This is a genomic window from Pseudomonas granadensis (genome assembly GCF_900105485.1).
Classification (GTDB): domain Bacteria; phylum Pseudomonadota; class Gammaproteobacteria; order Pseudomonadales; family Pseudomonadaceae; genus Aquipseudomonas; species Aquipseudomonas granadensis.
In genome coordinates, this window is the sequence record NZ_LT629778.1 from 2,177,250 (window position 1) to 2,189,935 (window position 12,686).

Here is a 12,686-nt window from a genome sequence, read left to right on the forward strand (position 1 = left end):
TCCCGCCATGTCCCGAACAGCCAAGATGCACCGCCAACATGTAAGACGTGTGAAATAAAACGGAGAGAATTGCCGCGTAGGCTGGCAACAGGGACAAAAAGGAGATTCACCCCATGAGACTCACAACACGCTTCTCCCCACCGCAAATGGCCCAGGCCCTCGCGCTGCTCGCCGCACTGGTCGGCGTCGCGACATGGTCGTCGCTACTGCTGACCCGCGCCGAATCGCGCACACCGGCAGCGGCGCCGCAGTTGCTGGCGGCGAGGAGTGATAGCCCGGCGTTGCAGTGGTTTTCCAACCAGACCGCGCCGGTGGATATCAAGGTGAGCGGGGTGATGGCGGGGAGTCACGGGGCGGTGGCGATATTGAGTTTGAATGATGGACCGCCCAGGAGCTTTTTGGCGGGGGAGAGGGTTGGGGTTGGGGTGAGGTTGGTGGCGGTTGAGGGGGATGGGGTTGTTGTGGAGCAGGGGGGGGAGAGGGTGCGGTTGGGGGTAGAGAGGTTGGGGGAGGGGGTGGTTTTGCCTAGGTTGGTGAGGCCGTGATTTGTGGAATCGAGGTAGATGCTGATCCCATTAAATAGTCGTCGGCGGCTATCGGCAGGAGCAGACGGTTCTGATTGCAAAAAAACTACTAGACTAGGCCGGTTAGTAGGGAATGAGGATCCGACGAAGTGTTTTTTTTGGGAAAATTCGCAGTATTCTGCGCCATACTCAGGGTTGGGCGTTCACTCTGGCTGCATAAAAAACCTAGATGTACTTTTTAAAGAATCAACTATTACAAGGAGTAGTAAATGGTCGACTTCAAGAAAAAACTAAAAAATAAAAGTGTTGAAAAGAGAATAGATCCAACTGAAATATACGACTCACTGGATCGAAGAAGCGAAGCAGGACCGCTGCGCCCCTCTCAAGAAACTTTACTAAAAGAATGGCATAGTTCCCGAAGAGATTTGAAGGATAGCGTTGTAAAGCTTCATACAGGTGAAGGCAAAACTCTGATTGGACTTTTGATGCTTCAATCGAAGCTGAATGAATCTGGAAAGCCATGTGTGTTTTTGTGTCCCAACATTTACCTCGCAAGACAGGTAACATCTGAAGCCAAAAAATTCGGAATACCTTTCTGCGAAATTGGTAAAGACCGCGAGCTTCCAGACGAGTTTATCGCCGGGAAAACCCTTTTAATCACACATATTCAAAAGCTTTTCAATGGGAGAACGAAATTCGGACTAAATAACAAGTCTGTGGAAGTCGGCTCCATTGTTTTAGATGACTCACATGCCTGCATTGACTCGATAAAAAGCGCGCTCACTATCAAAATAGATCGAAAGCATCCTCTTTATGAAAAATTTATCAGGCTTTTCGATCAAGACTTAAGAGATCAAGGTGAGGGCAGCTTTCTTGAAATTGAGAGTGGCAGTTACAACACTATGCTGCCGATTCCTTACTGGTCATGGTTAGACCGAAAAGACGAAATGATTCAGCTTCTACTAAGCCATAAGGACGATAAAGAGATTGTTTTTGCATGGGAGCTAATAAAAAATAATTTAGAGAACTGTCAAGCTTTCATAGCCGGAACCTATCTCGAAATATCGCCTATATTAATTCCCATAAATGCATTTGGCTCATTCGCTCGAGCAGAACACCGAATTTTAATGTCAGCTACCACGCAAGATGACTCCTTCTCGATCAAGGGGCTTGGTTTTGACATTGAGGCAATTAAAACTCCTCTTACCAATACCATACTAAAGTGGTCGGGTGAGAAGATGATCTTAATTCCTACCTTAATCGATGCATCCTTAGACAGGGAAAATATTGTGGACTGGCTTGCAAAGCCGGAAAAAGATCGCAGTTTCGGCATCGTATTTTTAACCCCTGACTTCTCAAATAAAACTCAGTACCAACGTTTGGGCGCGACGGTTGCTGAAACCGAAACCATTTTCGAACATGTTCAGCAGTTGAAAACTGGAAAAACGAGTTCGTCCATGGTTTTTGCGAATAGATATGATGGTATAGATCTGCCAGACGACGCTTGCCGCATTCTTATCCTTGACTCAAAACCCTACTTTGACTCTCTTCTCGACCGTTACGAAGAGGACTGTCGTACTGGTAGCGATATTATGAATGTAAAGATCGCGCAAAAAGTAGAACAAGGCTTGGGGCGCAGTGTAAGAGGTGAGAAAGATTACAGTGTAATCTTGATAGTTGGGGGCGATCTTACAAAGTTTATCAAAAGCCAATCTACTCACAAATATTTCTCCCCGCAAACAAAAAAACAGATTGAAATAGGCCTGCAGATTGCAGAGGACGCGAAAGCAGAGCTCAAAACTAAGCCCAACGAGTATGAGGTCCTAACTGATCTTATGAAGCAAGCTCTTACTCGAGATGAGGGCTGGAAAGAATATTATGTCGAAGAAATGGATGAAATAGTTAAAGCAAACCAGAGTACATCTTTGTATGACGTATTGAAGATGGAGTTCGATGCGGAAGTAGCGTTTGCATCGGGTAACGAAGCGCGCGCGTGTGAAATCATTCAGAAACTATCAGATAAATTCCAGGAAGAGCCTGCCGAAAAAGGGTGGTATATACAACAGTTAGCCCGATACACATACAGGCTTAGCAAAGCAGACGCTAATAACATTCAAGGTACTGCCTTCAGATTAAATACCCAGCTTTTGAAGCCGAAAACCGGCGTCAATTACAAAAAAATATCATTCATTAATGAAAATCGAATTTCTCGGATTCAGAATTGGCTGAAAACATTTAACACTCACGAAGAACTTCAACTTTCTGCTAATGGCATACTCGACAATCTTGCTTTTGGTGTGGCCTCAGAAAAATTTGAGCTAGCTCTTAAAGAGCTTGGCCTGGGCTTGGGCTTCGAAAGTCAGAGGCCAGACAAGGAAATCAAAAAAGGCCCTGACAATCTTTGGTGTATTGGAGTTAATAAGTACATACTTCTAGAGTGTAAAAACGAGGTCGAATTGAATCGGGTGGAAATAAACAAAAACGAAGCTGGTCAGATGAACACGCATTGCGGCTGGTTTGAAGAAGTTTACGGCGAAGCAGAGTGTACTAGAATTCTGGTGCACCCCACTAAAAAACTTTCATATCACGGAAACTTTACCCATGACGTCTCTATCATGCGGAAACGCTCGCTAAACAAGCTAAAAGAAAATTTTCGAGCGTTCATTATGGAGCTACAAAAATTTGAACTGCACAGCATTTCAACGGGGCAAATTAATAAGCTGCTCAGCTTTCACGGTTTAGACCCAAGCAACCTAACTACAATGTATTCAGAGCCGCACACTAACTAAAAGACTGTCTTAGGTATATGGAGGAAATTCAAAATTCCTCCATATCACCATTACAACAGCGACCAGCATTCTGGAGTTTGAACTGCTGCTTTGGCGATAGCTGCCTTCGTATTCAAGCTGAGAACGCATCATCACAGACTAGATAACAGGCCGAATTCGCCTGGGTGAGTTGGCGCAGTAACGTCTCGATAAACATTAAGTTTAAAAAGACATCTCAAAACACTCTCTTAGGCTACGTGCCCTTGCGCCTTTGCCTACAGCTACGCCAGAATCCGCCGGCTTGTGGGCTTTTTACCTGGTCTATATCGTCTACGTGTCGCTGGCAACCCAGCGACCGGGTTTAGCGACCCGACCAGGTATAAGTTCAACGACGCTCCAGTTGTCGCAGACATTTGCGATGACGATATGGCGGCTGTGCGTGGGAGACCTTCGGGTCTGCCGGGTCTTATACCTCTCGGTTCGCTAACCCGCGTACAGCTGCCACCCTTATCTGTTTAGCGACAGGTGTTGGTGGTTCCACCAGGTATAAAAATGGAGCTTCACCATGATCAAACCAACACCCAACCCACCCGAATCCAACCCCACATCCCCCTACGAATCCACCCACTCCAAAAAACTCCACGAAGCCGCCGACCGTGCGCTCGACCATTACCTCTGCCAGCCCGGTTCCACGCCGCCGCCACGTAAACACCGTGGGATGTATGCCGTAACTGCGGATAACAAAAACGAAGAGCTGCTGATCGATGCCAGTGAAACACTCGCTTCGGCTCAGACCATTACGCAGAACGTCGCCAGTCTGTTGCCGGCGTCGCAGCGGCGGGCGTTGTTGGGGATTTCGCAGTTGATCATGCTCGGGGAGCTGGCGGTGAATCGGGCTTTGGATAATTTGCAATTGCCGGAGTGATGTGGAGTAGGGCGGGTAGCGGTGGCACATGCGCTGTCTCTGTTGCCTGATCGGCCGCTATCGCCAGCAGGCTGGCTCCCACAGGGTTTTGTGCTGGTCGCGGATGTTGTGTTCGGGGCTGGGACCTGTGGGAGTGGGGCGGTTACTTTTCTGCTCCGATTTCACTTGGCTATTGAGGCGTTTCAGGGCATTCGCGGGTCCAGCGCGTCGCGGTCATGTCATTGAACTGCTCGCCAATGGTATCGACGCGCAGGCACGTGCCTTTCTTTGAGCTAATGCATTAACCCGCGCGTCCATAAGCGATTAACCTTGAGCGGCGAGGGGGCCGACGATCATTCGACAAACTCCAAAAGTCATCTCTAATCCAACCGGACTATCAAAGCGCTACAAACACTGCAACATCCAGCCATTCACCCCATTGCGAGGTCATCATGAACATTGATTTCACCGGACGTAAGGTTTTGGTTTCGGGCTCCACCAGCGGCATCGGTTTTGCGACGGCCAAGGGCTTTTTGCAAGCGGGTGCGCAGGTGGTGATCAACGGTCGCAGCCAGGAAAGCGTCGACAGCGCTTTGCAACGGCTGGGCGAACTGGCCGGCAATGCCGTCGGTTTTGCCGGTGATCTGGGCAGTGAGGCTGGGGTCGACAAACTGGTCGCGGAGCACAGTGCTTTCGACGTCGTCATCAACAATCTGGGTGTGTTCAATCCGCAGGATTTCTTTGAGATACCGGACAGTGAGTGGCAACGCTTTTTCGACATCAACGTCATGTCCGGCGTGCGCCTGTCACGCGCCTATGCGCAGGGTATGGTGGAGCGCAAGTGGGGGCGGATCGTGTTTATCTCGTCGGAGTCGGCGGTGAATATTCCGGCTGACATGATCCATTACGGCTTCAGCAAAACCGCGCAACTCGCCGTGTCGCGCGGCCTCGCCAAGCGTCTGGCGGGCACCGGGGTGACGGTCAATGCTGTGCTGCCCGGGCCGACCCTGTCCGAAGGCGTGGCGCAAATGCTCAGCTCCACCGTCGAAAGCTCCGGCGAAAGCCTGGAGAAGGTCGCCGCTGATTTCGTCAACGCCCACCGCAGCTCCTCGATCATCCAGCGTGCCGCCAGCGTTGAGGAAGTCGCCAACATGATCATCTACGTCAGCTCCGAACAGGCGTCCGCCACCACCGGGGCAGCGTTGCGCGTCGACGGCGGGGTGATCGACAGCATCGTCTGAGATTTATTCTGCTGACGGCGCGTCAATCGGCACGACGAGCGCCGTCAGCGCTCAAGGAGGTTTTGGGCGGGAAGGGGTATTTGCCTCAGGCCCCATCCCGTGAGTAGAATGCGATTCATTATCAATCATGTATTCGCCGGGATTCCGATGCGCAGCGACGAAACACTAGGCACTGCTGATCTAGGGCTGCTCTATCGCACCCACCATTCGTGGTTACAGGGCTGGCTGATCCGGCGCACTGGATGTCGCGATAACGCTGCCGATCTGGCGCAGGACACCTTTGTGCGTCTGCTCAAATCCCGTCAATCCAGCCCCTTGCGCGAACCGCGCGCCTATCTGAGCAGTATCGCCCGTGGACTGATGATTGATCAGTATCGTCGTCGCGAGCTCGAGCGTGCTTACCTCGAAAGCGTCATGTTGCTGCCTCCCCACGATGTGCCCTCGGAAGAGAGCCGGCTGATGATTCTGGATGCGCTCGAGCGCATAGACCGCATGCTCGGTACGCTTAAACCAAGAGTTCGACAGGCGTTTTTGTTTGCCCGACTCGACGGTCTGACCTGCGCGCAAATAGCCGAAAAGCTGGGTGTTTCCCGCGCGACGGTGGAGCGCGACCTGGCCACGGCCCTGCAACATTGCTATCGCGTGCGTTATGTCGAGGCGTGAGCCGCAGGCGCTCGATCCGGCCATTGTCGAGCAGGCGATCCAATGGCTGGTGCGCGTTCGCTTCAATCAAGCCGATGAACAGACACAGCGCAGTTTTGAGCACTGGCTGCAGCAGCGCCCGGAGCATGGGTTGGCGTGGCAGCGTGTGGAAACCCTTGGCGATGACTTCGCAGGCGTGCCCGCGCAACTGGCCCGACAAACCCTGGATGGCAGCCGTCAGGGAGTGCGCCGGCGCGAAAGCCTGAAGCTGCTGGGCGTATTGGCGACTGTTGGCACGGCAGCCTGGCTCGGCCGGGATTACACGCCGGTCCCCGCCATGCTTGCGCAGCAACGCAGCAGCACCGGCGAGCGACGCCGCTTCCAGCTCGATGATGGCAGCCTTGTCCAGCTCAATAGCGATAGCGCCGTCGACAGCGAGTTCGATGCCCAGCGACGCCTGATCATCCTGCGACGGGGTGAAATCATCGTGAATGTCGGCGCGGACCCGCACTCGCATCAGGTGCGGCCGTTCTGGGTGCAATCACGCGACGGCCTCATGCAAGCCCACAGTTCGCGCTTTCTCGTGCGCGAGCGTGACGATGGGACGCTGGTCGCGGCTCAGGAAGGATCGGTCACGCTGTTTCCCGGCGCCCGTCAAACGCCGGCAAGCCGAAGCGTGCAGGCAGGCGATCAGCTGCTGTTCACATCCAGTGGCGTGCGAACGTTCAGCGACCAGGGCCTTGATCCCTGGAGCTGGGGTGACGGGGTGATCAGTGCGCGCAATATGCGCCTCGGTGATTTCATCGCGGAGTTGTCGCGTTATCGCCCCGGGGTGTTGCGCTGCGCCGAAGAGGTCGCGGACCGTCGCGTTTCCGGCACCTTCCAGCTTGCCGACAACGATCAGGTGCTGGCGTTGATCGCGCAGTCGCTGCATTTGCACGTCGATTATCGCACCCGGTACTGGGTGACCGTGACCGCAGCCAGCTGAATTTCGTAATGCGTGAAAAATAATGAGGTGGTTTCTCATTCTCGTTCGACCTCTTTGGAAGGCCGGAATACAGGCCAGTCTGTCGATGTCCTTTCTTGGAGCGAGAAAATGAGTTCGTCCCCGGTTTCACAGCGCCATCCATTGAATCGCGCTTTGCACGCTGCGATTTTGGGTTTGATCGTCAGCAGCTACGCCTTGCCGTCGCTGGCGCAAACCTCGAGCGCTGACCCGAGCAATCAAGTCAAACCGTGGAACATCGCTGCGGGCCCACTGGCGCCGGCGCTTGACCGCTTTGCGCGCGAGGCGGGCATCAGCCTTTCATTCGATGCGTCGAGTGTCGCGAACCGCACCACGGCTGGCGTGAATGGCACGCTCGATACGTCGGCAGCGCTGTCATCGTTGCTGCAGGGGAGTGGATTACAAACCGAACAGCAGGGCCCGAATGCCTACCAGTTGGTCCCTCAGGCAAAACCCGCCGGCCCGCTGGAGCTCGACGCAACGGACGTCGAGGACTACCGCCTCGCGCCCCTCATCATCAATGCCAAGGTCAGGGTCAGTGCCGACGACGACACCAACTCGGTGGTCGCCAAGGAACTCTGGGTTGGCGGCAAGGTGGCGACCAGCATTCTCAACACACCGGCCTCGGTGTCGGTGGTGACCAACAAGGAAATGCAGCAACGCAGCGTCAGCACAACCGAAGAGGCGCTGCAATACACGCCGGGCGTGGTCAGTGACTTCTATGGTACGGATGACCGCAACGACTATTTTCAGATCCGCGGCTTCCAGGCCACCACCTACCGTGACGGCTTGACCCTGAGTTCGATGCGCGGCGTCCGCGAAGATCCATTCGCCTATGAGCGCATCGAGATTCTGCGCGGCGCCAACTCCACGCTGTTTGGCCCTGCGGACCCCGGCGGTTCGGTGAACTTCGTGACCAAACAGCCACGCTTCGAGAAGTTTGGTCAGGGCTATGTGACCTACGGCTCGTTCGACCATGTCGAGACCGGCATCGATGTGGGGGATGCGCTGAACGACGAGAAAACCCTGGCCGGCCGCTTTACTGCCAAAGGCCAGAACAGTGACCGCGAGTACGATCACTCACAGGACGACAACCAGTTGTTTATGGGTGGCCTGACCTGGGCTCCGTCGGATTACACGTCGGCGACAGTGATTCTGGACTACCTGAAAACCGAAAGTTCGCCCAACAGTGGCGGCTATCCGCTGGACAAAGAGTACGACCGCAGCAAGTTCTATGGTGAGCCGAGCTACAACTTCCACGATGTCGAGCGCACCAGCCTCAGCGGTAACGTCACCCATGACTTCGACAACGGCTTCGTACTGCGCAGCAACCTGCGTTACAGCAAGTTGACCGATGATTTTGGCTACGTTTACTTAAGCGACAGCGCCGCACGTGTCGGTACGACCGTCGACCGCTATCTGTTTGGCACAGACACCGAGGCCGACCAGTTCAACGGCAATCTGATGCTGCAATACGATGCCCGCTTCGAGAACATCGACAGCAGCAGTCTGGTGGGCGTGGAGTACCTCGATTCGACCACCAAGGAAAGCTCGGTCTACGACCTGACGACCCCGATTGATATTGCCAATCCGGTGTTTACTGGCGTTTCACGCTCAATCGCGCCGTATGCCGTGAACAAGCGAGACGCGACCACCAAGGCCGTGTTCCTCCAGCAGAACCTGTCGTTCTACGAGCGTTTCATCGTCACCGGGGGGGTGCGCAACGATTCGATGGACCTGACCAGCAAAGGCTTGCAATCGACCGAGAAAGACACTTTCTCCGAAACCTCCTACCGCGGTGCGCTGACTTACATCGTCAACGACGAAGTCTCCACTTATGTGAGCATGGTGGAATCCGTCTCGCCGCCGCAAGTTGGCGTCACACCGCAGACGGGCCGGCAGTACGAAGTGGGCGTGAAGTATGCGCCGATGGGGATGGACGCACTGTTCTCCGCCGCCGTTTATGACCTGACCCAGGAAAACGTCACCATCGCCGTGGTGCTGCCGAGCGGCATCATCGAGCAACAAACGGTGGGCGAGTCGCGGGCGCGTGGCCTCGACCTGGAGGCCAAGGCGCAGGTGACGCAGAACCTCAGCCTGATCGGTGGTTATTCCTACATGGAGTCTGAGGTACTGCGCGGTTCGTTGTACGACGGCAGTTCGCTGAAGGGTAACGAGTTCGCCACGGCCCCCAAGCATTCCGCTTCGCTCTGGAGTTATTACGACCTGCCCGGCACGGATGTCAGCGTTGGCTTGGGCGCGCGTTATGTCGGCGCTTATTACTTCGACGCAGCCAACTCCGACAAAAGCGATGGCACCACGCTGTTCGACGCCGCCTTCAACTACAAGATCGCCAAGGGTACCGATCTTGCGGTGAACGTCAGCAACTTGCTGGATGAGCAGCACGTGGTCGGTTCCGGCACCGCGAACTTCTATAACCCGGGTCGCGAGATTACCGCCAAAGTGAGTTACAACTGGTAAGTGGGCGTTTAAGCCTTCTGCTTTGTCAGGAAGCGGTGCCCGCTTTATCGCGGGTACCGCCAACCTGGTTACCAATCGGCAAGCGGTGAACGTAGCTTTACGATCTCGCTACTCCGGGCACATCCATATTGATCTTTCGCCAGAAAGCTTCAGAAAAGCTGTAAACCGAGAAAGCAATCAGCCCCAATGCCATCACAATCAAGATCAACCAGCCCGCTGGAAGATTCTGCAGCGCGTCCAAAGCCTCTTTCATACCCGGCGGATCCATCGCTTGATAAGTGGAACCGCTGACAGCCAATAGCACCGCAATCTCGATAAAAACTACCCCACGGGCAATCAGGCCGAACCTGGAGACTGGGCGGACATACCGCATCACTTCCTCGTCCGCCTCAAAGTATTTCTCGAACGTCGCCTTCCAGCCCTTGATGATGTGAGCAATACCGACCCCCAGTGGAACGAGTGCAATCAGGTACACCAAAAGATTCGAGTGATCCCAGGACAACAAATGCGCCAGCCAGTCCTTGGTCTGCCCACCGGAATCGCCCGAACTTCTGATGCCGCTGACGAGCAAACCCAGTGCAAAAATCGCTAAAGCGCCGTTGACCATACCGCCTGCCAACAGACCTGCGCGAATGACCAGGCCTTTGAGGTCGTTGCCATGATGATCGACATCACGCGTCGCTTGCAGGACGCGCCAAGCCGCAAAGGCAAGCAAGCCTGCTACCACAAGCCCAACCAGAAAATAGCCGAAGGGTTGGCTGAGCAGTGCCTCCAGACTTTTGTGGCTGTCCTTGGGTTTTGTCGAGTCCTGTGCTGCCAGCAGGGCAAAGATACCGATGATCAAATACAGCACGCCACGAGCGGCGTAACCGCCCCGAGCGAGTATTACCAGGCTATGTTGCGCGGACATTCGATGTATTCCAGAGAGGGTATACAAGAGCAGACCCCTGGTGCTGGCCGGGGTTCTACTGGCTTGGATTCAACGAGCCACGTTCATGTCGGCGCAACCCCTCGAATATCCCCCAATCAGTTCCCTCTCCAGGGGGAGAGGGCTAGGGTGGAGGGGCGGTCCGTCTGCGGCAACAATGTCTCCAGCCTCGCCCCATGACGCTTCAGTTCACCTGCTTCAAATCAATTCGAATCACGACCCGACCTCAAATAGGTTTCCGCCCACTCCCGGTAATTGTCCGAGAGTGTGTACCTGGCAAGCAGCTTGGAGAGCGTAAGTTCGCGTCCCTCCGCGCCGCTTTGTTCACCCAACGCCTCGTACGTCGCTTCGATTGCGGCCAGATACGGCGCATGCCCATTAACCACAATCCGCACATTGGCAGCACTCAGTCGCCCAACATCGCTCAGCGCCGGATTACCACAGTTGATCAACATGATCGGTACACTCAGATGTGCGGTGATGGCGTTGGAGAGCAAGGGGTCGCCTGGCTACCAAAGAGCCTGACCGAACAGGAGATGGCTGACGGACGTCTGGTTCATCCCTTTGGAAAATTTACCTCACGCGCCCGACGGCATCGGCCCGTCAGCGGAAGAGTTCTGGGCTCGTGTGGGCAACGATAAGACGCACTCTTTATGACGCGTCTTCTCGCTCGTGATGTGAGGCGTCAGTCACCAAGCACCCGGCACACGTCGTAACCTTTACTTTTCACTATTTGCTGTGAATGAGCACTCGCCACTTCCGATCCGAAAGGTCCCTGCAGTCCAGGAATCTGGAGCCGGGGGTGTTAGTTGAATCGATCGATTGTGATGGGCGTTTCGGCTTCGTATCAAGCGGTCCTGACTTTTGCATCCTGCCCGGTTATTTCCTTTGGCTCTCATCCATAAACCCAAACATTCCATTGCTCCCATTCTTTGTCACTAAGCTTGGTTTCAGTTGAAGGATCACCCAACCGCAGCACCCAAAGGAGCAACACGTCATGCTGTCTCTCGCCCATGCAATTCGTAAAAGTTCCGGCTCCCTCGTTCAAGTACAAACTGACTACAAGCAGAACGTAGTTGCGGTCAATACCGTAATGACCAGTGTCTTGGGGTCAAGCCTGCCTACTCTCTATCAAGCGCCGCCGGATTGGCAGTCCTTTGTCAGCGCTTTTGAAGCGGCCAATGGCGACGCGCTGAATTGGGTCAATACCGTTATGGCCCGTTTGCTGAACGTCCCTCAAGAGGTGGTCGGCTACAACGCAGTGATCAGCCAGGTTCTTCAGGATGCAAAAAGCCAAAGCGAAACACTTGTCGCTCAGCCAACAAATCAAATAGCACTGGCGACGCTCAATCAAGATCTGACTACGCTCACTAATCAATTAGGCTTGGTAACCTCGTTCATCAGCGGAGCAATCGTCGCCTTACAAACATCACGTGATACGCTCCCGGACATGGCCGCCCAGCTACAGAGCATCGCTGATAAGTCGACAGTCGATGCCAATGCCGACCAAGCCCAAATTGACAAGCTCAATGCTCAGATCGATCAATTGAAGGCCGACATCAAAAGCCTCACAGCTGCCATTATTGCGCTTGGTATTACTGACGGCATTGCATTGACATTGGGGACGGTTGCGACAATTGCACTTTGGCCGGTTGGCGCGCTTGTCTGGTTTATGCTTGGCCCAGCGATAGCTGTCGCCAGCACTTATATTGCGCTGGACGCCAAACAAATAGAGGCTGATCAAGCGAGTATCACTCAGACCCTTGCCACCATCCAGGGTATAACTGCCGATGTCGCAACCTTGCACGTGTTAGCGCATAACTTTGCTGATCTGGCGACGCAGTCGGTAGCGATCGAGACGAATCTCCAGGCAGTATTGGCTGAATGGCAAACGCTGGAAAATGATGTGAACGCCGCGGTAACTGACATCAGAACAGCCATTTCTGACGCCAGATCTACCAATTTCACGGCAGTGCTCAATGACGTCAATGAAGCCATAAGCGAATGGAACGACTCCTATGCTCAAGCTGGTTCGTTGCAGCTTGATCTGCAGGTGAACAATGCCAACCTCGAATATGGCATGACTTCCGCCCAGGTGCAGTCAGCCATGGCCGGAGCTCAAACAGTGGATTTGATCACGTACTACAATCAGTTGTCGCAGCAAAGAAAAGTTGCCTGAGTTTGATGATCAG

At 54.1% G+C, this 12,686-nt stretch carries 10 protein-coding genes; 8 read left to right on the top strand and 2 right to left on the bottom strand.

What is annotated here, in order from left to right:
• Positions 1-113: 113 nt before the first annotated feature.
• The 7 genes from BLU52_RS26965 (at position 114) to BLU52_RS09680 (ending at position 9,566) form a co-directional block, all read left to right on the top strand.
• Complete coding sequence (locus BLU52_RS26965; RefSeq protein WP_090282965.1) at positions 114-545, top strand: general secretion pathway protein GspC; 432 nt, start codon at positions 114-116, stop codon at positions 543-545.
• Positions 546-793: 248 nt separating this feature from the next.
• The gene (locus tag BLU52_RS09655) at positions 794-3,313 is read left to right on the top strand and encodes a DEAD/DEAH box helicase (protein ID WP_090282966.1); all 2,520 of its coding nucleotides are present in this window, start codon (positions 794-796) and stop codon (positions 3,311-3,313) included.
• Positions 3,314-3,857: 544 nt separating this feature from the next.
• Positions 3,858-4,217 (top strand): DUF6124 family protein, encoded by a 360-nt coding sequence (locus BLU52_RS09660; protein ID WP_090282967.1) that lies wholly within the window; start codon positions 3,858-3,860, stop codon positions 4,215-4,217.
• Between the two features lie 431 nt (positions 4,218-4,648).
• Positions 4,649-5,437, top strand: coding sequence for an SDR family NAD(P)-dependent oxidoreductase (locus BLU52_RS09665; protein ID WP_090282968.1), 789 nt, complete (start codon positions 4,649-4,651; stop codon positions 5,435-5,437).
• A gap of 147 nt (positions 5,438-5,584) precedes the next feature.
• On the top strand, positions 5,585-6,100 hold the full coding sequence (locus BLU52_RS09670; protein ID WP_090288482.1) for a sigma-70 family RNA polymerase sigma factor: 516 nt from the start codon (positions 5,585-5,587) through the stop codon (positions 6,098-6,100).
• Positions 6,087-7,067: a FecR domain-containing protein gene (locus BLU52_RS09675; RefSeq protein ID WP_090282969.1), complete on the top strand. Its 981-nt coding sequence runs from the start codon at positions 6,087-6,089 to the stop codon at positions 7,065-7,067. Before BLU52_RS09670 ends, BLU52_RS09675 begins: the two co-directional genes overlap by 14 nt.
• Before the next feature lie 108 nt (positions 7,068-7,175).
• On the top strand, positions 7,176-9,566 hold the full coding sequence (locus BLU52_RS09680) for a TonB-dependent siderophore receptor (RefSeq protein WP_090282970.1): 2,391 nt from the start codon (positions 7,176-7,178) through the stop codon (positions 9,564-9,566).
• 97 nt (positions 9,567-9,663) lie between these two features.
• On the opposite strand, the gene BLU52_RS09685 is transcribed toward BLU52_RS09680, so the two are convergent.
• Positions 9,664-10,476: a DUF1206 domain-containing protein gene (locus tag BLU52_RS09685; protein ID WP_090282971.1), complete on the bottom strand. Its 813-nt coding sequence runs from the start codon at positions 10,474-10,476 to the stop codon at positions 9,664-9,666.
• Positions 10,477-10,697: 221 nt separating this feature from the next.
• A complete protein-coding gene (locus tag BLU52_RS09690; protein ID WP_231988016.1) occupies positions 10,698-10,991 on the bottom strand; it encodes a hypothetical protein in 294 nt (97 codons plus the stop codon).
• Between the two features lie 500 nt (positions 10,992-11,491).
• Here BLU52_RS09690 and BLU52_RS09695 point away from each other — a divergent pair, with 500 nt between their 5' ends.
• The gene (locus BLU52_RS09695; protein ID WP_197677960.1) at positions 11,492-12,673 is read left to right on the top strand and encodes a hypothetical protein; all 1,182 of its coding nucleotides are present in this window, start codon (positions 11,492-11,494) and stop codon (positions 12,671-12,673) included.
• The last annotated feature ends 13 nt before the right edge of the window (positions 12,674-12,686 follow it).

Coding starts and splice junctions, on each gene's coding strand:
- BLU52_RS26965 (WP_090282965.1), top strand. CDS start 114: ATGAGACTCACAACACGCTTCTCCCCACCGCAAATGGCCCAGGCCCTC.
- BLU52_RS09655 (WP_090282966.1), top strand. CDS start 794: ATGGTCGACTTCAAGAAAAAACTAAAAAATAAAAGTGTTGAAAAGAGA.
- BLU52_RS09660 (WP_090282967.1), top strand. CDS start 3,858: ATGATCAAACCAACACCCAACCCACCCGAATCCAACCCCACATCCCCC.
- BLU52_RS09665 (WP_090282968.1), top strand. CDS start 4,649: ATGAACATTGATTTCACCGGACGTAAGGTTTTGGTTTCGGGCTCCACC.
- BLU52_RS09670 (WP_090288482.1), top strand. CDS start 5,585: ATGCGCAGCGACGAAACACTAGGCACTGCTGATCTAGGGCTGCTCTAT.
- BLU52_RS09675 (WP_090282969.1), top strand. CDS start 6,087: ATGTCGAGGCGTGAGCCGCAGGCGCTCGATCCGGCCATTGTCGAGCAG.
- BLU52_RS09680 (WP_090282970.1), top strand. CDS start 7,176: ATGAGTTCGTCCCCGGTTTCACAGCGCCATCCATTGAATCGCGCTTTG.
- BLU52_RS09685 (WP_090282971.1), bottom strand. CDS start 10,476: ATGTCCGCGCAACATAGCCTGGTAATACTCGCTCGGGGCGGTTACGCC.
- BLU52_RS09695 (WP_197677960.1), top strand. CDS start 11,492: ATGCTGTCTCTCGCCCATGCAATTCGTAAAAGTTCCGGCTCCCTCGTT.